At 62.8% G+C, this 21,891-nt stretch carries 12 protein-coding genes; 10 read left to right on the top strand and 2 right to left on the bottom strand.

What is annotated here, in order from left to right:
* Positions 1–4 precede the first annotated feature (4 nt).
* Complete coding sequence (locus ACQR1I_RS35075; RefSeq protein WP_434868470.1) at positions 5–319, bottom strand: hypothetical protein; 315 nt, start codon at positions 317–319, stop codon at positions 5–7.
* Positions 320–1,185: 866 nt separating this feature from the next.
* Here ACQR1I_RS35075 and ACQR1I_RS35070 point away from each other — a divergent pair.
* The 10 genes from ACQR1I_RS35070 (at position 1,186) to ACQR1I_RS35025 (ending at position 18,895) form a co-directional block, all read left to right on the top strand.
* Positions 1,186–4,677, top strand: a complete 3,492-nt coding sequence (locus ACQR1I_RS35070; protein WP_434868469.1) for a DEAD/DEAH box helicase — start codon at positions 1,186–1,188, stop codon at positions 4,675–4,677.
* A gap of 98 nt (positions 4,678–4,775) precedes the next feature.
* Positions 4,776–6,032 (top strand): AAA family ATPase, encoded by a 1,257-nt coding sequence (locus ACQR1I_RS35065; protein ID WP_434868468.1) that lies wholly within the window; start codon positions 4,776–4,778, stop codon positions 6,030–6,032.
* A gap of 26 nt (positions 6,033–6,058) precedes the next feature.
* Positions 6,059–6,922: a hypothetical protein gene (locus ACQR1I_RS35060; RefSeq protein ID WP_434868467.1), complete on the top strand. Its 864-nt coding sequence runs from the start codon at positions 6,059–6,061 to the stop codon at positions 6,920–6,922.
* A gap of 646 nt (positions 6,923–7,568) precedes the next feature.
* The gene (locus ACQR1I_RS35055) at positions 7,569–8,525 is read left to right on the top strand and encodes an ArdC family protein (RefSeq protein WP_434868466.1); all 957 of its coding nucleotides are present in this window, start codon (positions 7,569–7,571) and stop codon (positions 8,523–8,525) included.
* 112 nt (positions 8,526–8,637) lie between these two features.
* The gene (locus ACQR1I_RS35050) at positions 8,638–10,764 is read left to right on the top strand and encodes a ParB N-terminal domain-containing protein (RefSeq protein WP_434868465.1); all 2,127 of its coding nucleotides are present in this window, start codon (positions 8,638–8,640) and stop codon (positions 10,762–10,764) included.
* 200 nt (positions 10,765–10,964) lie between these two features.
* Positions 10,965–15,278, top strand: coding sequence for a strawberry notch-like NTP hydrolase domain-containing protein (locus ACQR1I_RS35045; protein WP_434868464.1), 4,314 nt, complete (start codon positions 10,965–10,967; stop codon positions 15,276–15,278).
* Positions 15,275–16,312 carry a DUF7146 domain-containing protein gene (locus ACQR1I_RS35040; protein WP_434868783.1) on the top strand — a complete coding sequence of 346 codons (1,038 nt, stop codon included), beginning with the start codon at positions 15,275–15,277 and terminating at the stop codon, positions 16,310–16,312. Before ACQR1I_RS35045 ends, ACQR1I_RS35040 begins: the two co-directional genes overlap by 4 nt.
* Positions 16,313–16,381: 69 nt before the next feature.
* On the top strand, positions 16,382–16,825 hold the full coding sequence (locus ACQR1I_RS35035) for a response regulator (RefSeq protein WP_434868463.1): 444 nt from the start codon (positions 16,382–16,384) through the stop codon (positions 16,823–16,825).
* 519 nt (positions 16,826–17,344) lie between these two features.
* On the top strand, positions 17,345–18,280 hold the full coding sequence (locus ACQR1I_RS35030) for a DUF2493 domain-containing protein (protein ID WP_434868462.1): 936 nt from the start codon (positions 17,345–17,347) through the stop codon (positions 18,278–18,280).
* 150 nt (positions 18,281–18,430) lie between these two features.
* Complete coding sequence (locus ACQR1I_RS35025; RefSeq protein ID WP_434888878.1) at positions 18,431–18,895, top strand: hypothetical protein; 465 nt, start codon at positions 18,431–18,433, stop codon at positions 18,893–18,895.
* A 142-nt stretch (positions 18,896–19,037) separates the two neighbouring features.
* Here the strand turns inward: ACQR1I_RS35025 and ACQR1I_RS35020 are convergent, their stop codons facing one another.
* A complete protein-coding gene (locus tag ACQR1I_RS35020; RefSeq protein WP_434888879.1) occupies positions 19,038–21,767 on the bottom strand; it encodes a PAS domain-containing protein in 2,730 nt (909 codons plus the stop codon).
* Positions 21,768–21,891: the final 124 nt, after the last annotated feature.

Raw genomic sequence — 21,891 nt, 5'->3', positions numbered from 1 at the left:
CGGCCTACCTGTCCGCGGATGGGGGTGGATCGGATGGAAAGTTCTTTGCGTAGTGTTCAACCGCATTCAGCAAATAGTGCAACAAATGTGTTGCATTTGTATGATCGATGGGTGGGGAGGGCGCTTTCGAGATCAGGTGCAGTTTGCTTGCGATGATCTCGGCGTTGGCTCGTGTCACCGGACGGCCCTTGTAGGCCCGCCAGATCAGCGTCCGCTCGACACCCATAAGCTCAGCGGCTCTTGCGGATGTGATGCGGCGATAGTCCATAATCGCTCTGAGGCGTGTCAGTGCGTCGAAATCTGCATAGCCTCGCGGCATCTCTACGGCTCCACCGTCGTTACCCGTCACGACATGTGCGCAACAGTATATGCAACGAAATTGCATGTAAAGCGCGTTTAAGCAGATGCGTCGTCCCGGCTCGACGAATGGCTAGCTAGCTATCGATAAAAAGAAGTGGCGCTCTGCCGAGTGCGGCGCGGTGGAAGTGCCCCCGCAGTTGCCCATCAATACAGCGGAAGACATAGGGAAGTCGCTTTACCTCAAGGGTGTCACAATCGAGCAGCGAATACTCCGCTCCCCAGGCGTTTGAAACGCAAGGTGCTTCGACAGGTCCTGGACGCCTCCGCTTCGGCCGCGTCGAGTCCCCCTCGCGCGATCAGAGAGTGGCCGCCAGGAGAATCAAGGCCGTCATCGCCCCGCCGACCCACATGAGGTCGAGAAGCGGAACTTTGCCTATACTAACGGAACGGAGGAACCGCGACGGGCAGGCCCTGATCACGAGTATGGTCCATGCACCGCACTTCCGGGTCCAGCCGCAGCGCGGTGCCCGACGAGATCCGACTTAAGTTCGTTGCGTCGCTCCAGTTCAGTGGCACCGTGCCGAAATCGAAGTCCACGCGAAGAGGGCCGTGAATGAGTCGGTCTACCGACCCGGGCGACCAGCAATCCGCGATGCTGGTGAGTTAGATCTCGTCGTCCCAAACCACTATTGCCATCTATGGCGTGGTCTCGTCTGGACAGCTGGTGTTACCGCCATTGGCGGTGACGGAGGAACATTGGCGCGCGGCGACTTATCAACCATAAGTTGACTGTTCTGCATTAAATCCTTAGCAAGCTCGCATCCTGTTCCGGAATAACTAACCGCCGTCTCCGGAGCTGCCAACTTCGGCTTTGCAGCAAAAGTCATGAAATTGAACGAGCTTATTGCCCGGGGCGGTACGTCGTTAAACGATCCAGCCGGCATCGCCGGGGAGGAATACCGCAAACTCGACCGGCACTTGAACGGCTTCACGTTCTGGCGATCCAACCCGGCTCGACGTCGCAAGCTTTGGGAGCCGCAAGAGGCTGCTCTGGCGACGATCGCCGCCTACCTGTCTGCGGACCGCAGACTGCCGCTCGAGGGAATCGCGAACGAGGCCGCCCTGGTGAAGATGCCTACGGGCACCGGCAAGTCGGCCGTAATAGCAGTTCTTTGTCGCTGCCTGCCTATTGTCAGGCGAGCTTTGGTGCTGACGCCAAGAGAGGCCTTGACTGACCAGCTCTACCGATATGTCCGCCGCGGCTTTTGGTCGCGCATGAACTATGCGGTAAGCGATCATTCTCTCTTTTCTGACCAACAGGGGGAAGCGACCGGCAACCCGGTGCTGCCGGCATATATCGCGAAACTGCTGCCTAGTGCTGTGAGATCAATTTTGGATGCCGACCCGACCGAGGAACGCATGGTCCTGGTCGGAACGCTTCAGGCCATGGATATGATTCGGAGGGATGCAGAGAAGGCGACCGATCCGTCGCCGACCTCGGGAAACCTCCGGGCGGCCGATCTATTGCGGCTGATCGGAAAGTTCGATCTGGTCGTAGTCGATGAAGGGCACTACGAACCTGCGATTTCCTGGAGCAGAGCGGTCCGCGACGCCGATCTGCCGACGGTGCTGTTTAGTGCTACGCCCTATCGTAACGACTATAAGTCCTTCCGCGTGCGCGGCAGATTCGTATTTAATCAACCGATCGACGACGCGATCGCGAAGCGCATCGTCCGCAAACCCCGCTTCGATGAGCTCGTAGATTTTTCCCGACTTCCGTCGACGTCCTCGGCTTCGCCTTTCTCCGAATTCACCGACGACACGGAGTCGGATGTCCAGCCTGACGCTCGCGATCGTGCGGACGCCGCCAAGTTTGCGAAGGCGATAGCGCTCGCAGCAAAATCGATCGATGCGCCCGCTGGCGTCGACCATCCGAAAATCATCGTCCGTGCCGACGAGCGGGCCAAGCTTGAGATGCTTCATGACGAGATCGAGCGCGTGAGCGGCGAGGCCGCTCTGACCATCCACCACGCCATCAAGCGCAACGATGCATTGAAGAGACGCTTCAACAGCGTCAAGGCCGCGCAGTCGATCCCCGCGAACGCCAAAGTCCGGTACTGGTTGCATCAGACCAAACTTCTCGAAGGGGTCGACGACTCGTCCTTCGTTGCGGTCGCAATATACGATGTATTCGGCAATGCTCGCCAGTTAGTTCAGCAGATCGGCCGCGTGCTACGTTCGTCGGACGAGCGTCGGAAGACCAAGCAGGAAGCCGTCGTCCTGGCGTCGCCCGAGATGGTTTCGCGGATAGAGGAGTCCTGGGACCATTATCTCGACTTCGAGAGGTACTGCGCGAAGAACACTAGTTATCTGGTGACCAACGAAGCGGCCCTGCCTGATCGGCTCCTGGCGACGATGCCGGACATCCAATACATCGAAGGGCAATTTAGGCCGCGATTTCTAATCGAGGGCAAGCTTGAGATCGACGATGTCCGCCTTCCCGCCAACGCGGCAGTCTTCCGGTTGGGCGGGGACTTCGACAAGAGCGTGGTCAGATCGGAAATCATGGAAGCGATCCTGAATGAAGATCGGTTCCAACCCATCGAAATATCTGGGCTTCCCGAGGAAGCAATCGCGATCGCTTACTATGGCTGGCAAACGTCGCCGCTCCTGACTAGGCAGTTCTTTCCCGAGTGGAAGCTCGGTGTCTGCATCGTCGTGCGATCGGGCAGTCTGGTTCTGGCCCATGATACCGGCGGAATAGTCTTCGATGCCGCCAAGCTGGGACTTGGCAGAATGGATCAAACCGATATAGCGCGCGGTATCCCTGCATCGGCGAGCGGAAAGCCGGTTCGTGTCGCGCGGATATCGTCGGCATCCCTCGATATGTCCGAGCGAGCGATCCGCTCTCAGGCGACCCGCACCAGATCTTTCGAGAATACGTTCACCGATCTGCTCGACCCGGCGATGGTGCCGACATCGGCGTACGCATTCCTTGGGAGGTATGGAAGGTATCTTGGGTTGACCCGGGCGCGAATCCGCGACGCGTTGCCGGAGCCGCTGTCAATTGCGCAATACATCGAATGGGCGAAGATCGTCGCTGACCAGTTGAGAGACGGCAAACAGACCAAGAATCCGGTCTTTGACAGATACGCTCGAGTCGCCGCGATACCGGTCGGCGGCGAAGCCGACGCCAAGAATATCCTATTGGATCTCGGAGACAGTTTCTCGGATTTCCTCTACGACATTGATGACATCGGCACGCGTGCCTCGCTGGTGGATGCGGAGCACGACGACCTCTGCGCAGACGTAGACGACGGCAAGTTCGAGATCGGGATCGGCGGTGAACGTTTCGAGTGCGAGGTCGAGTTCGTACAGCGGACGGGGCGCTATCGCATTAGAAGTCCGGATCTCGACGGGCGGTTTCTCGCCCGTTCGCCTGGAGGAAGGCGCTCCGCCTCGACCTTCACCCAGCTTCTAAATCGAACGCAGTCGTTCCGGATCATCCCGGAGAAGGGCGGCATAGTGTATGCCAACGGTAGTTTCTACGAGCCGCAGGGTTTTCGGCCGCGACCCGACGGTACGATCCCCCAGTTGCAGAACGCTGTGGCGGTCCCGATCCTCGCGAACATCATGACCGAAAAAGGCGAAAACCTGTACGGCAAGGATCGGTCTGTCTGGATGAAAGATTCGTTGTTCGGGCTGTTTAAGGCGATGGCTGATCACGATATCGGCCGCCCAGTGCGGGCCGAGTGGGGAGAATTGGGCAAAGCAGCGACGCGCTTCGACCTGATCGTCTGCGACGACGATGGACAAGAGGTGGGCGACTTTCTCGCCGTCGATACGTCGAATAGGACCGCCGCCATCATACATGCGAAGGCGTCCAGCGACGTTCACAAGGAAAGCATTACAGCTCTTGAGGTGGTCGGGCGGCAAGCTCTGGCGTCGCTCGCGTTCTGCTCGACCACCTCGCTACCTCCCAAGATCGCCGAAAAGCGCTGGGAGAACGAAGTTCAGGCGAACGCGGTCAAGCTCAAAGGCTTGAAGCGCGTGTTCAAGAACACGGCGGGCCTGAACATCAAGGCGATCGAAACCGCTGTCGCGGAAGCTGTCACCAACCGCTCCTGGTCACGGGAAATCTGGATCGTCGCCGCACGCCTCATGGATCTGAGATACCTCGCCGAAAGCGTGAAGGGAGGCATGACCAACCGGAACTGGCAATTGCTCATGTATATCGACGGCCTTGCCACGGCTTGTGGGCGAGGCAATGCGCGTCTGCGCGTATTCTGCCACGATGGAGCCGACGTAACGGTTCTCCCACCGAATAAACCCAAGAAAACCAGCGGAAAGGCCAAGCGTGCTCGCCAAGCCCGCTAGCGCGCAGGGCATGGTGTCCGGGCGCGAGGCCGCTGTTTCGGCTTGGCATGGCCCACATGTGGGAATATCTTAAGTGATACCCATTAGAAAGTTCCGACTTGTACGCGAAATCGCTGCACATCTACGGATTCAAGTGCTTCGGTAAAGCCGAACTCGCACTTCAGTACCCTGGACGCAAAACTGGCACCGTCTCTGAGACGGAGAACATCAACCTGATCCTTGGCGACAATGGCGGCGGAAAGTCCTCAGTCTTGCGCGCTTTGGCTATCGCCGTTCTCGCTCCCGCACTGCTCGATTCGGGGTTCGTGCCGCATAGGCTGGTCCGACGTCCCAAGTCAGGTTCGGAGCCGGTGACTCATGCGCTCCTCAAGGTCGCAGCGGTGCCAGAAAAAGAGGAGCTGAACCCGGGCATTTCGGTCAGAAAAAATCTCCAGATGCTGGCCCGGATCGAAACTCGACCCAGCGGAAGCCTTGACCGCCTTCATCTGGAGCGGACGCCGACTTCCCCGATCGCAGACGTAATTGACGATGAGCTATCTCCCGCATTCTTCGTCGCCGGATACGGTGCGACCCGCAGAGTAGAGACTGCCGACTACTCGTCGGGAAGCGAACGCCGACGCCGCGGTCTGCGGTACCGGAGAATTGCGGGGCTCTTCGAGGATCATGTCGCCTTGCGGCCGTTGCAGAGCTGGTTGCCGAAGCTTCGTTCCAAGAACCTGAAACTGCATGATGAGGCGATCGCCAAGATTGATGGCATTCTTCCCGATTCCATTCGCTTCCGTGGCGCCTTCGACGAGCAAGAGGAGCAGTATCTGTTCGACTTCGAGGGCACGCCGATGCCATTCTCGTCTCTCTCTGACGGATATAAGGCATTCGTGGGTTGGGTCGGCGATCTGGTGGGACACTTGACCGATGTTGCCGGTTTTCAGAAGCAGATCGACGAAGTCAAGGGTATCGTGCTAGTTGACGAGATTGACCTTCACCTGCACCCCGCTTGGCAACGCACCGTCGTTCCCACCCTGCAGAGGGCCTTTCCCGGCCTGCAATTCGTGCTCACCTCGCACAGCCCGTTGATTGCGAGCTCGGTGAGGAAGGAAAACGTATTCGTGACAGATACCGCTGAGGACGGGACCGCGACGATCAAGCAGCTGGAGGAAAAGGTTTACGGGCGCAGCGCAGAAGACCTTCTTCTGTCCTCGTATTTCGGCCTGCAGACGACGCGCCCCGATGCATTCGTCGACGAGTCATCGGCTTTATTTAATCGCGCCGCGGAAGGGGACTCCGCTGCGGCTCTGACGTTTCTGGAGAAGCTTGCCGGCTCTGGTCCAGCGAAGGCGTCGCGCGGCCGGAAATGATACGCTACTCGTGTACACGGACGGAAATGAAGGAAGCGATCAGCGCGCTCGATGCTAAGTGGCTTTCGAAGGCCGCGAAACGTACCGAGAAGTTAAGAACCCTGAGGGCGTTCCAGGAGAAATCGTCGATCTGGTCCGATATCAAGCCCATCTTGATCGCCATACAGCGCGACAAGTGCGCCTATTGCGAGCGGAAGTTCGAAGGAGTCATGTACGGAAAGATCGAGTACGACGTCGAGCATTTCCGTCCCAAGAATTCCGTTCCGGTCTGGCCTGATAGCCGTAGGCAGGCCTCGCTCAGCTATTCGTTCGCGACTGGAGATGAATTCAAAGCCGGATATTGGTGGCTCGCGTACGACATCAGAAATTACGCGGCTGCCTGCAAAGTTTGTAACACAATTTTTAAGCTTAACTTCTTTCCCATCGCAGGCCGTCGATGCGACGATGCTGACGATCCCGCAGCGCTTGCGGAAGAAGAGCAGTATCTCTGCAATCCAATCGGGGATGACGATGCTGACCCCGAGACGCTGATATCGTTCGTTGCGACTACCGCCGTCCCTGCAGTGCGACGTGGGCCCCGCAATCGGCGCGGCCGTGTGATCATCGACTTTTTCGGTCTCAATATTCGCGAAATACTACATCGAGAGCGCGCGCAGATTATTGCGCTGTTCGGTGGCGCTCTAGAGGCGGAAGCCCAAGGTGCTGCAACTGCCGAAGACCGGGCCATTCTCAAGCGCATCGGCGATCCGGCTATCCCGCACGCTGCATGCCTTCGATCTTTCTATCGACTGTGGACAAAGGACGAAGCATTAGGCCGCAGAACCTATAATCTTTGCAGGTCATATGCGGTGAGCAATGCTGGAACAACTCCGCCAGATATCCGTCGCTGAAGTCTCATCTTCTCGCACGCGGCCGGCGAAGAGCCATGAGGACGAATCCCTATGTCTCCTCATCGATCCAAGTTGACTCACGTTAGGGATCCGCAGCCGCAAGATTGCAAGGTTCGGTCCCGTAAGTGACCGCGAACTGTCAGGTTCAGGTTACACCGTCTGTAGTGGACCGGCGACTGAAAGCCGGCTCTTGTTCCTCCGCACGTCTCCAGATCGGAAGAACCGAAGAAGACTTTTGGCTCCGAATTTGAAACTTTGGCGCTAGACAAAAGCTCGCGATACAGTCGAGAAATCCCCCGCGCCTATTCAATGTTGCATTCTGCTCGGACGGGTTCGGCAAGAGCCTTCCCGGGCGTCGTGAGCCGAGTCGCCGGGCGTCGCGGCTGTCCTGCTTCGATCCCTTTGCGCAGAACAACGGCGGATCGCTTGCTAGACGCACTCGCTCGCGGTCCCCGTCATCATTGCACGACGGCCGCCAGCACTTTCCCGCTTTCGGGTGCCTTGTTGACTGATCTCGCGACTGCAGGCGGTGGCACCGCCCGTCGGCGCGTTGAGAGGCTCTTGAGAGCAAGAGTGCGGGCCGGGTTGGCCGTGACGGGTTGGAAGCGGCGAGAGAGGTTCGCCGCGCCCGTCGCGGAGAACCGCGATGCAGGGACGGAGAGTTGGTGGCCGCGCTGGCGAGGGCCGGGCGAGCCTCTATGAGGAGATCACGAGCAAGATCATCGGCGAGCTGGAGGCCGGGCGTGTGCCCTGGGTGCAGCCCTGGGGCACGCAAGCCGCGAACGCCCAGCTTGCCCTGCCTAGGAATGCGACGACGGGTCGGGCATACACCGGGATTAACGTCCTGATTCTCTGGGGCGGCGTGATCGAGTACGGATTTGCCGGCCAGAGTTGGCTGACGTTCCGGCAGGCGTCATCTGTCGGCGGCCATGTTCGTAAAGGCGAGCGCGGTATCACCGTTGTCTATGCCGATCGCTTTGTCCCCCCCGATGAGCGGCAGCGTGCCCGCGAGGTGGGCGAGGAGGCGCAGGCGATTCCGTTTCTCAAGCGGTTTACCGTTTTCAACACCGACCAATGCGACGGTTTGCCGGACGATATCGCAACCGTGGCGCCCCCGCCGCCGCCCGGAGCGATCGAGCCTTTGGTGGAGACGCTGATCGCGAACAGTGGCGTCGACTTTCGGATTGGCGGTCACCGCGCATTCTATGCCCCCGCGGAAGATTTCGTGCAGGTACCGCCGCCTGCCGCTTTCTTCGAGCCGATCAACTGGCACCGCACAGCCTTGCATGAGCTCGCCCATGCGAGTGGGCATTCGTCGCGGCTGAACCGCGATCTCTCGGGCCGGTTCGGCAGCAGCAAATACGCGTTCGAGGAGCTGATCGCGGAAATCGCATCCGCCTTCAGCTGCGCTGCGCTCGGCATCCTCCCGACCGTGCGCCATGCCGATTATATCGGCGCCTGGCTCGATGTCCTGCGCGAGGACAATCGCGCCATCGTCCGGGCGGCGAGCCAGGCGAGCCGTGTGGCGGACTATCTCCTTGGCTTTGCATCGGACGCGGCTGAGCAGGTCGAGACGATCGGAGCGGGTTGCGCCGCTGCCTGAGGGCGGCGCTCCGGGGTCGAGTGGAGGAGAGCAAGAGGGCGAGAGGTGCTCTGCGACGGGTTGAAGGTCTGAGAGAGAGGTTCTTGGGCCGCCCGTCGTGGAGAACCGAGCGATGACCAAGGCTACCCAGAAGATCACGCTGTCGCCGTCGCGCGACATTCCCTTCAACAAGCTCGTCCTGAGCCAATCCAACGTCCGCCGAATCAAGGGCGGCGTCTCCATCGAACAGTTGGCGGAGAGCATCGCCGAACGGACGCTGCTGCAGAGCTTGAACGTCCGCGCCGTGCTCGGTGATGATGGCAAGGAGACCGGGATGTTCGAGGTGCCGGCGGGTGGGAGGCGCTACCGGGCGCTCGAGCTCCTCGTGAAGCAGAAGCGGATGGCGAAGACTCAAGCCGTACCGTGCGTGGTACGCGATTCCGGTTCGGCCCTGGATGACTCGTTCGCCGAAAACGATCAGCGCATCGGCCTGCATCCCCTCGACCAGTTTCGCGCATTCCAGGCGCTGCGTGACAGCGGCATGAGCGAGGAGGAGATCGCGGCGCGGCATTTCGTGGCGGTTGCGGTCGTCAAGCAGCGCCTGCGGCTGGCCGCTGTCTCGCCAGCACTGCTCGATGTCTACGCCGGCGACGGCATGACGCTCGAGCAGCTGATGGCCTTCACGGTCACGAGCGATCATGCGCGCCAGCAGGAGGTCTGGGACAAGGTCAGCCGCTCCAGCTGTGATGCGCCGTATCAGATCCGCCGTCAGCTCACGGAGCAGACGGTTCGGGCGTTCGATCGCAGAGTCCAATTCGTCGGGATCGCCTCCTATGAGGCTGCTGGCGGGGTGGTGCTGCGGGATCTGTTCGAGGCCGACGACGGCGGCTGGCTGCAGGATGTCGCGCTGCTCGATCGCCTCGTGGCGGAGAAGCTGCAGACCGAGGCCGAGCGGATCGGCGCCGAGGGCTGGAAGTGGATCGCTGCCGCCCTCGACTTCCCGTTCGGGCATACCCATGGTTTGCGCGAGCTTCAGGGCGAACCGGCCGAACTCACCGCAGGTGAGCAGGCCGCAATCGAAGCGCTGAAGGCCGAACAGGCCAAGCTCGAAGCGGATTATGGTCAGGCCGACGAACTGCCCGACGAGGTCGATCGGCGCCTCGGTGAGATCGAGGAGGCGCTGCAATCGTTCGAGGAACGGCCCATGATCTTCCATGCGGCAGAGATGGCGCGAGCCGGCGCGTTCGTCAGCGTCGACTCCGAGGGCCGGCTTCGGGTCGCCCGCGGCTTCGTCCGCCCGGAGGATGAGGTCGCCGCGACGAGTGACCAGCTGGGTGCCGAAGCTGGTACGGACGCCGATGGCCGGACCGGCATTCCGGACGCGGAGGTCAGGGCAACGGCGCCGACGATCGTGATCGGCAGCGGCCAGCTCGAGGTGCCTGATGAAGACGGGGAGGACGTCGAACGGCCTCTGCCGGAACGCCTGATCGTTGAGCTTTCAGCCTATCGCACGCTTGCCTTGCGCGATGCGCTGGCGCAGCAGCCATCGATTGCCTTCCAGGCGGTGCTGCACAACTTCGTGCTGGCGACGTTCTATCCGTTCGGCTCCGCGCTCAATTGTTTGGAGATCTCGCTTCGCAGTCCGAGCTTTCCCGAGCAGCCGCCGGGTCTACAGGACAGCATGCCGGCAAAGGCGATTTCCGCCCGTCACGCGGCCTGGAAGGCGAAGCTGCCTGCCAGCGACAAGGACCTCTGGACGGCATTAACCGCGATGGATGGGACGGCGCAGGCCGAACTCTTCGCCCATTGCGCCGCGCAGGCGGTGAACGCGATCTCCGAGCCCGCCAACCGGGTGCATCAAGGACGCCAGTCTGCGCATGGCATCCGTGGTCGCCTCGAACAGGCGGACCGGCTGTCGCGCGCCGTCGGGCTCGACATGATCAGGGCCGGCTGGAAGCCCACCGTGGACAACTATCTCGGTCGCGTCACCAAGCATCGCATCCTGCAAACCGTGCGCGAGGCCAAGGGCGAGGCTTCGGCGCAGCTCATCGAGCACCTCAAGAAGTCGGACATGGCACGCGAGGCTGAGCGGCTGCTCGATGGCAGCGGCTGGTTGCCGGAGCCGCTGCGAGGAGCAGAGACCGATGTCGCACCGGCAGCTGAGGGCGAAGGTGGTGACAACCTGCCGGCTTTCCTCAGCGAGGACGAGGAGGCGACGGAAGGCCCTGATGAGGTGGAGGAGATCATCGCTGCGGAGTGACCCGCGGTCCGGGACGACCGGAGTTTGAGGATAGAGATCATGGAAGCCCGGCCAGTTCGGCCGGGCTTTTTCATGCAGGTCATCAGCGAGCTGAGGCGCAGCGAGAGTGAGAGAGGCGGGGCAGCGCGGGTGAGGCCGCCTGACAAGAGAGAGCGTTCGGCGGACCTCCGCATCCTCGCTCTCCCTTGAGGTTCTTTGCCATGGTCACCGAGACGAGCTGTCACACGGCTCCCTTCGCACTCCTTGCACGCGCCAAAGCCATCCATCGTGCGGCCGAGCTGCTGCTCCAAAGCCTTGTCCGCGGCGAGCGCATCGATGCGAGATGCCTGCGCCACGCCATGCAGACCGCCTTTGGCTCCAGTGACGCCGAGGGCAGCTGGGACTGCAAGACGGCGTATGAGGCTTGCGAGATCGCCGCCGTTCTGTTTTTGGCCAAGTACGGTCGGGCGATGATCAAGGCCAGCAATGGCAGTCCCTCCGCCTTGCTGCCGACGATCGGCAAGATCGCAGCGCTTCTGCCGAGCCATACCCGGCGCTCGATGGAGAGCCAGACCCTTCAGCAGTTCTCGACGTCGCTGCCTTTGGCGCTTGCCGCAGCCACAGCGGCACAAGTGACCTCGGCCGATCGCGTGCTCGAGCCGTCCGCAGCGACGGGGAGCCTGGCCATCTTCGCCGAGCTCGCCGGCGGCTCGCTTGTGCTCAACGAGCTCGCTGCAAGCCGCGCGGCGTTGCTCGATCTGGTGTTCGCAGGGCTGACCGTGACGCGCTTCGACGCCGCGCAGATCGATGACTATCTCGATAGGGCGTGCGTCCCGAGCGTGGTCCTGATGAACCCGCCGTTCTCGGCAACGGTGATCGTGGATCGTCCTCAGGCCGATACAATGTTGCGCCATCTTTCTTCGGCGCTCGCGCGGCTCGGAGAGGGCGGGCGCCTGGTTGCCATCACGGCCGCTGGCTTTGCGCCGGACAATCCAACCTGGACGGATGCCTTCGTACGCCTGCAGGAGCGAGGTCGTGTCGTGTTCTCTGCAGCAATCGATGGCGCAGTCTACGCACGACAGGGCACGACGACCGCCACGCGCTTGATCGTGATCGACAAGCAGCCGGCGCCGGATCCTCGCGTGCTTCCACAATCGGCTGGGATGGCCCCTGATGTCAGGACCTTGCTCGACTGGATCACGGCGCTGGTGCCGCCACGGCTGCCGATGGCGGGCCGCCTTGTCGCGCAGGCGAGCGAGCCTGTTGGTCTCCGTGCGAGAGCAGGACGCGTCCCGCCTGCTGTCTGCGAACGTTCACCGGCGCCGACCCGCGAGCCCGCCGCCTGCGAGCTCGCCTATGAACTCGTGGATGATCTGCCCGAGGACGGGCCTCGCCTGACCGAGGCGCTCTATGAGCCGTATCAGCTGCAGTCGATCATGATCCCAGGCGCAAAGCCTCATCCGACGAAGCTGGTGCAATCGGCGGCGATGGCGTCGGTGATGCCGCCGAAGCCCACCTATCTGCCGCATGTACTGCCTCAGCTCGTCAGCAACGGCGTTCTCTCGGAGGCGCAGCTCGAGAGCCTCATCTATGCCGGAGAGGCGCATAGTGGATTCCTCGCAGGCTCCTGGATGGTCGATGAGACCTTCGATCAGGTCCGCGTAGCTGGCGATGATGCCGACCGAGCGGTGCGCTTCCGGCGCGGCTGGTTCCTTGGCGATGGGACCGGTGCGGGCAAGGGACGCCAGGTCGCCGGCATCCTGCTCGACAATTGGCTGAAGGGCCGGCGCCGGGCGATCTGGGTCAGCAAGTCCGACAAGCTGATCGAGGATGCCCAGCGCGACTGGGCGGCGCTCGGCATGGAGCGGCTCCTGGTGACGCCGCTGTCGCGCTTTCGGCAGGGCACACCCATCCGGCTGGGTGAAGCCATCCTTTTTACGACCTACGCCACGCTACGAACCGATGAGAAGGGCGAGAAGCTTTCGCGCATCCGCCAGATCGTCGATTGGGTAGGACGCGATTTCGATGGCGTGATCATCTTCGACGAGAGCCATGCGATGCAGAATGCCGGGGGCAACAAGGCCGAGCGCGGGGAGCAGGCGGCTTCACAGCAGGGCCGCGCGGGCTTGCGGCTGCAACACGCGCTGCCGAATGCTCGCATCGTCTACGTCTCGGCGACGGGGGCGACGACCGTCCACAATCTCGCTTATGCCCAGCGGCTCGGATTGTGGGGTGGCGCAGACTTCCCGTTCCCGACGCGGGCGGATTTCGTGGCGGCGATCGAGGAGGGTGGGGTGGCCGCTATGGAGGTGATGGCGCGCGATCTCAAGGCGCTCGGCCTCTACACCGCGCGATCACTCTCCTTCGAGGGTATCGAATACGAGCTCCTCGAGCACCGGCTCACGGACGAGCAGGTCCGGATCTACGATGCATATGCCGATGCGTTCGCGGTCATTCACAACAATCTCGAGGCTGCGATGCGCGCGGCCAACATCACCGGCGCAACCGGGACGCTGAATGCTCAGGCCAAGTCGGCGGCGCGCTCGGCCTTCGAATCCGCCAAGCAGCGCTTCTTCGGGCATCTCTTGACCTCGATGAAGACGCCGACGCTGATCAATGCGATCAAGCGAGATCTCGAAGCCGGCCATGCCGCCGTCATTCAGATCGTCTCGACGGGGGAAGCCCTGATGGAGCGCCGGCTCGCCGAGATCCCAACCGACGAATGGGGCGACGTCCAGGTCGACATCACGCCCCGCGAATACGTCCTCGACTATCTCGCCCATTCCTTTCCGGTGCAGCTCTACGAGCCGTTCACCGACGGCGAGGGCAATCTGTGTTCGCGCCCGGTGTATCGCGATGGCCAGCCGGTCGAGAGCCGTGAGGCGGTGGCGCGCCGTAATGAGATGATCGAGCATCTGGCGTCGCTGGCGCCTGTACCTGGCGCGCTCGACCAGATCGTGCAGCGTTTCGGCACGGATTTGGTCGCCGAAATCACGGGACGGTCCAGACGGATCGTTCGGATCCGTGATCGGCTTGCGGTCGAGACGCGGCCGGCCTCGGCCAATCTCGCAGAGGCCGCTGCATTCATGGATGACCAGAAACGGATCCTGATCTTCTCCGATGCCGGCGGCACCGGGCGCAGCTATCATGCGGAGCTCTCGGCCAAGAACAAGCGGCTACGGGTGCACTATCTCCTGGAACCCGGTTGGAAGGCGGATGCCGCGATCCAGGGGCTTGGGCGGACCAACCGCACCAACCAAGCCCAGCCGCCGCTGTTTCGGCCCATCGCCACCGACGTCAAGGCGGAGAAGCGGTTCCTGTCGACGATCGCCCGCCGGCTCGACACGCTCGGAGCGATCACCCGCGGCCAGCGTCAGACCGGCGGGCAGGGGCTGTTCCGCCCGGAGGACAATCTGGAGAGCCCGCACGCGCGCGATGCCCTACGGCAGCTCTATGGGCTCCTGGTCCGCGGCCAAGTCGGGAGTTGCTCGCTACAGCGCTTCGAACAGGCGACGGGCCTGAAGCTCACGGACGAGAATGGCCTGCGTGACGAGTTGCCGCCGATCACGACGTTTCTGAACCGTTTGCTGGCGCTGACGATCGAACTGCAGAACATCCTGTTCACGGTGTTCGAGCAGCTGCTTGCGGCGCGGATCGAGGGCGCGATCGCGTCCGGCACTCTCGACGTAGGTCTGGAGACGCTGCGTGCCGAAAGCTTCGTCATCAAGGAGCGGCGAACGATCTACACGCATCCGGCTACCGGCGCAGAGACCCATCTCGTCACCATCACTCAGCGCGACCGCAACCGGCCGATGCCGCTGGAAGAGGCCCTGGAGCGGCTGCTGCAACGTCGTGCTGTTCCGGTGCGTCATGGTCGGTCCGGACGGACCGCAATCCAGATGCCCGCGCCGAGCTGGTTCCTGGATGATGGCGAGATCGAGCAGCGTGTCCATCTGATCGGACCGATGGCCCGGCAGACCCTGCCGGTCGCCAAGCTCACCGAGCAGGGTTGGGTCGCGACCGACCGTGAGCAGTTCAACGCGGGCTGGAGCGCACAGCTCGCGTCCATTTCCGAGTTCACGACCAGCACGATCTATCTCGTCACGGGGCTGCTGCTGCCGATTTGGAAGCGGCTGCCTCAGGAATCCACCCGGGTCTATCGCCTCCAGACCGACGCCGGCGAGCGCATTATCGGGCGTAAGGTCCCGCTGAGCTGGGTGACGACGACGTCAGCGGAGGGGCCGTCGCTTGCGGCAGATGACGCGTTCTCGGCGCTGTTGCGTGACGGGTGCGTGCTCGATCTCGCAGAAGGCCTGCAGCTTCGTCGCGTCCGCGTCATGGACGCCACTCGGATCGAGCTCGCGGGGGTCTACGATGGACTCAGCGACTGTCTCCGAGCCTATGGACTGTTCGGTGAGATCATCGCCTGGAAGCTCAGGATGTTCGTGCCGACGGGCGAGGGCGGTGCTGCCATCCTCGCCAAGGTGCTGGAGCGATTTCCAATCGCGGGTGTTCGTGGGCGGGAGCAGCCCTGATGAGCGATGCATCCGAGCTGGCAGGCCGGCTTGCGCGTGAGGCCGAGGCGGTCTGCCGTCACTATCTCTCCAACGGAAAGCGCGAGGGACGCTATTGGCTCGTCGGGGACGTCAACAACACACCCGGTCGCTCGCTGTTCGTGCGTCTGCAGGCGTCCGCGAAGGGAGCGGCCGGAAAATGGACTGATGCCGCAACTGGTGAACATGGTGATCTGCTCGACGTGATCGGCCAGACTTGCGGACTGCGCAGCTTTCGCGAGATCGCCGAGGAGGCGCGGCGGTTTCTGAAGCTGCCGGCCTCGCAGCGGGAGCCGCCGGCTCTGGGAAAGGACTTCCGGCGCCCCAGAGACCCGGTGAAGAGGGCTCGCCGATTGTTTGCGATGGCCCAGCCGCTCGCTGGCACCCTCGGCGAATTGTATTTGCGTAATCGCGATATCGACCCGCCCGCCGGCGCCGACGCTCTGCGCTTCCATCCGCAATGCTTCTATCGCCCGGATGATGCCACGACGGTCGAGACATGGCCGGCCCTGATTGCCGCCGTGACCAATCTTGAGGGGCGGATCACCGGGGGTCACCGCACCTGGCTCGATCCTGACGGTTTTGATGATCGACGGCTCGGCAAGGCGCCGATCGATACGCCTCGGCGGGCCATGGGAGAGCTGTTGGGAAACGCCGTCCGCTTTGGGACGGCCGACGACGTCATGGCGGCTGGTGAGGGGATCGAGACCATGCTGTCGTTGCGGACGGTCCTGCCGTCCTTGCCAGTTGCCGCCGCACTCTCGGCCAACCACCTCGCAACGCTGCTCTGGCCGGCCACGCTGCGCCGGCTCTATGTCGCTGTCGACGCAGATCAGGCTGGCATGACTGCCGCTGAGACTCTGACGGCACGGGCGCTCGACGCTGGCATCGAGGCAATTGCGCTATGTCCTCGTCTCGAGGACTTCAATGAGGATCTGCGGCTGCTCGGGAAAGTCCAGCTCCAGCACATATTGCGCCCTCAGCTCCTGCCCGAAGATAGTGCGCGCTTCACCTAGGCGCGGCCTCAAGACACTGAGGTCGCCGACCGGAACGAACATGCGGCCCAATGGTTTGCGTCTCGCTGAATGTACAGCGATCCCACTGCCGGGAGGATTGTCGTGTCATCCGCCACGCCTCATTCGATCGTCGTAGAAGACGACAGCATGATCCGCATGTACGCCTGCGAGATCCTCGCTGATGCAGGCTTTCATTGCCACGAGGCGGCCGACAGCGACCAGGCAAAGGCGCGCTTGGACAAGGATGGCGCGTCGATCACGCTGCTGTTCACCGATGTCGACATGCCCGGTTCAATGGACGGTTTCGAGCTTGCGCGCTATGCGGCTCAGAACTGGCCGGAGATCGCAATCGTCGTCGCGAGCGGCCGGGTGAAGCCGGAGCCGGGACAGCTTCCCGATGGCGCGACCTTCATCCCAAAGCCATTCAGTGCCGACCTCGTGCACGATCATCTTCAGCAGATGCTCCCGGACGGCAAAAAGCCGGAGCCCCTGAGGCGAGGAACGCCGGCCTAGGGCGTGGGAGGGCTGGCCAAGTCGAAGCCAACCGGTTCACCGTCCTTGCTTCCCGAATTTACTGCGAGGAGCTGAACGGAAAATCTCCTGTCCTCGGCGACAGACCAGCTCCTAGACAGTCCAGCGCCAATCCTGTGCTCGTGCGGGCATGGCGACCGCTCCGGGCGAGGCAAGGCTTTGGGCCTCGACCGGATGCACGGGCTCGTGTGGCGCTCGTGAACTGTCCTCAGACATGGGTCATCGTCTGTGCCCCCTGAAAGCGCGCCGGGGCCTTCTTCAGAGGCGATCGGACAGCAGCCTGCCCGGTCCGGCAATGGCGGTGCGCCGCTATTTTCCGCCGGCCCGCGCGCGGGCCTTTGCATCGCGAAGCAAAATAGCCGCGCCCCGCCATCCTCCGCTGTCGCTCCGGCCCGCTGCTCCCAAGGGGATCAGCGGGTTCTGGTCCGGTCCGCCCGCCGTCTTTGAGATCGCCATGGAAGGCCGCGATCGGCGCGGTCAGGGATCACAGACGAGATGACCATGTCCGACCAGCACGACGAGACACACGACCCGCGCCGCAGCCAATCGACGACCGACTACGCCTTGGTCGAACTACAGCTGCACGGCTACCGGCCCTTCGACGACGAGCCCGATCCGCGGCCCCTGCCGGAGGGCAGGGCGATCGCTGGCGCAGTGGCCGACATCTTCGATGCGCTCGTGGCGACGCTTTCCGACACCCGCCTCGAACCCGAACTGAAAGATCTTCTCTGGTCGACTGTCAACCTGTTCCACCGCGCGACGATGCGCACCGAGCGCGAGCTCGACGACAACGAGCAGGCGCAGCGGACTAGCCAGCGTGAGCAGAACGGCTCAGAGGTCCGCTCCGTGGAGCTCGAGCGCCTGACCACGGAAGGACTGTCGCTGGTCGAGCGCCGCACCGCTCTGGAGCTGTTCCGCGATCTCGCCGCCGAGGCCTTCGAGCTGCATACGCGGTCACCCTGGCGGCCGCGAGCGGGCTCCCAGGTCAACCATCGCACGCTGACGGCGGCTATGATCGACTCCCGCGACTTCCTCGCCGCCAAGCGCCGCGCCGAGACCGAGGTCATGCTGCCGGCGGGGCCGAAGATCGCACTCACCGGCGGGCCGGACTTCAACGACGTCGCCCTCATCTGGGATCGTCTCGACAAGGTCCACGCCAAGCATCCGGACATGGTCCTCCTGCATGGTGGCTCGCCGAAGGGCGCCGAACTGATCGCCTCCAAATGGGCGTCAAACCGCAAGGTGCCGCAGATCGCCTTCAAGCCCGATTGGACCAGGCACAACAAGGCCGCGCCGTTCAAGCGTAACGACGCCATGCTGGAGACGCTTCCGATCGGCGTGATGGTCTTCCCGGGCTCGGGGATCCAAGGCAACCTCGCCGACAAAGCCCGTCGTCTCGGCATTCCCGTCTGGACCTTCGGCAAGGGCGGCGCATGAGCGCCGCTCTTCTACCTCTTGCGTGGACCACCTCGATCGTTCGCGTGACTCTCCTCAACTTCGTCCAAATCACGATGCATCGTGTTTGGATTGCGCCGCGGTGGTGGTGGAAGGCGCATCCCGTCACAGCTTTGCACGGAGGCCACCGCCATGCTCGCGATTGCTCTCATCCTCGGACTGGTCAGCGTCGGACTCCTATGCCGCGCGCTGTTCAAGCTTGCGGTTCATGCACTGCCGTTCTTTGTCGCGGTCACTGTCGGCATGGCGGTCCTCAATGCAAGTCTCGGCGTCGGCGCGGCATTCGCTGCCGGCATCACCGCCGCCGCTCTCACGTTGTCAATTGGCCGTCTTCTTTTCTCCGCTTCGAGATCATTTCTGCTCCGCGGGATCGTGGCAGCCGCCTTTCTCATCCCAGCAGCGGTTGCCGGTCATCAAGCCGCGTTGGGCGCTGCCTTGCTTGTCGGGCCTTCTCCGTTCTGGCGTGAGATCATTGGATGGTCAGGTGCGCTCCTGGTCGCTGGATATGCTCTGCAGCAGTTGCTCAGTCAGGATTTGCGAAGCCCTCCGCGGTCCAAGCGCGAAGGCGATTGGTCTCCTCACTCCTCGCGGCTATAGAGCTAGACTGGGACACCTAACCGGTCCCTTTGCCAAGCAGGACTCGACGAATTAGTCTGTTGTCGTATGAGTAAGAACGACTCGACGCTGCTTCAATTCAGGTGTGGAGCCAAGGCAGCTAGCGTCCCACATGGTCAAGATGTCATTGACCTAAGCTAGCCAGACTCGCAGCCAATTCCGTATTCCGAAAAGGTTTTGTCAGTCTTGGGAGATCAAGCGCAATACCGATCTCCTCGGCATAGCCTGACACGATCAGAACCTTCACGCCGGGACGCTCGGCCTGGATGTGCCGGGCCAGTTCTGTGCCAGACATTCCAGGCATCAGGTGATCCGTCACCACGACATCAGGCAAAAGGCCGCCATTCAGCAGCCGGAGCGCCTCTTCGGCCGAACCGGCTTCAACGACCTCGTGCCCGAGTTCGATCAGCATTTCGGCGGTGCTGAACCGAACGATGTCCTCGTCGTCGACGAGCAGCACGGTCCCGCGGCGCCAGGCAGCGAGCCTCGGCTCTCGATCAAGGGCAGATGGCGCCTCGGCTCGCGCGTTTCCCTGCGGCAGCCAGAGTTCGACGTTCGTGCCGATGCCCGGGGTGCTGTTGATGGTGAGAGCGCCGCCCAGCTGGGTCGCAAGGCCGTGCACCATGGACAGGCCGAGCCCTGTTCCCTTGCCAATTCCCTTCGTGGAGAAAAAGGGTTCGATCGCGCGGGAGAGCGTCAGCTCATCCATCCCGGAGCCGGTATCCGCGACTGAGAGATGCAGATAGGAGCCGGGCCTGAGGTTCGAGCGGTGCTGGCGACCGACCGTCGCGGCGCGCACCGAGATGCGCAGCGTCCCGCCGAGCGGCATCGCATCGCGCGCATTCACCGCGAGGTTCAACACCGCCATTTCGAGCTGGTTGGGATCGGCCTTGGCAGCCGGTAGGTCGGGTTCCGCATCGACGACCACCTTGATCTGCGGTCCTGTCGTGCTCGCCACCAGCTCGCCCATGCCGGCGACCAGCTGTCCGAGATCGACTGCGACCGGCTGGAGCGGCTGTCGGCGGGCGAAGGCGAGCAGGCGCTGGACCAGCGTTTTGGCTCGCTCTGCCGATTGAACCGCACCGGCGATGAGCCGCTGTTCACGCTCACCGCCGATACCTCTTCGCTGGAGCATGTCGAGTGCACCGACGATTGGGGTGAGCAGGTTGTTGAAGTCATGCGCGACGCCGCCGGTGAGCTGGCCCATCGCCTCCATCTTTCGGCTCTGGCGCAGCGCTTCATCCTGTTCGCGCTCCCTCGTGACATCGCGGCCGACGGCATAGAAGCGGTCGCCCTCCGGCACCGCGGCCCAGGCGATCCAGATCGTGTCGCCGCCGGCGGTGATCAGGCGGTTCTCGAACCGCTGCAATGGATCGCGCGCCTGGAGCGCGGCGATCACCTTGCCCACGGCGGCGAGGTCGTCGGGATGGATGACGGCTGTGAGCGGCCGTGCCAGCAGCTCAGCTCGGGAATACCCGAGCAGTCGCTCCCAGGCCGGATTGATCGTCTTGAGGAAGCCGTCGAACCCGACGACGGCGAAGAGGTCGTTACTGAGGTCGTAGATCCGGTTGCGCTCGCGTTCGCTTGCCTCGACCGCATTTTGCAGATCGCCGGCCAGCTCGCGCAGTCCTTCCTCGCGCCGGCGCTCGCCAGTCACGTCGACGTTCACGCCCACGATGCGGGTGGGCCGTCCCTGGTCATCGCGCACGGCCGCCCCGCGCGAACGCACCCACCGCAGTTCGCCCGTCTTCCCATGCGTGATCCTGAAGTCCATGCTGAAGGCTTCGCCATTCGACGCCGCAGCTCTCGCCGTCCGGTCGGCCAGGTCGCGGTCGTCGGGATGGAGAATGGCGAGCCACGCATCATAGGGCGATCCCGCATGCGTCGCCGGATCGAGCCCAAGGATGTCGTACATTTCCGGCGACCAGCTGATAGCGCCTGTGCCGACGTCCCAGTCCCACACGCCGATTCCGGCCGCCTGCTGAGCAAGCTTCAGCCGCGCTTCGCTGGCGCGGAGCGCGGCCTCGGCGCGAACGCGTTCGGTGACATCGTAGCCCTCGACGAATACGCCCGTCACGTCACCGGCCGCATCTCGGACCGGCTGATAGACGAAGTCGACCAAACGCTCACGGATCGGGTCACCGGGTGCAACCTGCATGGCATAAGGAGCGCTCGAGAAAATGAGCGCCTCTCCGGTGGCGAATGCCTTGTTCAAGTGCTCGACGTAACCCTGGGCCGCGGCGTCGGGCAGCGCCTCGGACACCGTCTTGCCGACCACGTCGCGATGGCCGATCAGCTGCTGGTACGCTGGGTTTGTGAGCGTGAAGCGATGCTCGGGCCCGCTCAACATTGCCATGAACCCCGGCGCCTGCTCGAACATTCGCTGCAGCCGCTCGCGTTCTTCCAGCGACCGACGCTCAGCAACGACCTTTGCTGTCGTCTCGTTACAGGCGCAGAACATTCCGGCGACACGGCCGGTTTCGTCCCGCACCGGCGAATAGCTGAAGGTGAACCAGGTCTGCTCCGCGAAGCCTTTGCGGTTCATGAGGAGCGGCAGATCCTCTCGATACGTCGCCTCGCCGGCCATGGCTGCGTCGATCAGAGGCTCGATGTCGGACCAGATCTCTGACCAGATGTCGAAAAAACGCCGACCCAGCGCCTTTGGATGCTTGCCACCGAGGACCTCTGCGTAGGAGTCGTTGTAGAGAAATCCCAATTCGGTTCCCCATGCAACGAACATCGGAAACTTCGAACCGAGCAGCAGCCCGACCACCGAGCGCAGGCTCTGAGGCCATCGGTCCGGCGAGCCCAACGGCGACGTCGACCAGTCGTGCGCCAGCATGAGGCGGCCCATCTCTCCGCCACCGGACAGGAAGTCGTATTGGGGCGTCCGGTCTGTTCTGTAGGCCACGCGAATTCCTCTAGCTCGAATACGCTCTTAAATGGGGAGCAACCGAAGCTTTGCCATCTTGGCGCAT

The organism is Bradyrhizobium sp. HKCCYLS2038, assembly GCF_051167655.1.
GTDB lineage: Bacteria > Pseudomonadota > Alphaproteobacteria > Rhizobiales > Xanthobacteraceae > Bradyrhizobium.
The sequence above is the reverse complement of the archived record's forward strand: the minus strand, read 5'-3'. Positions and strand labels throughout refer to the sequence as shown.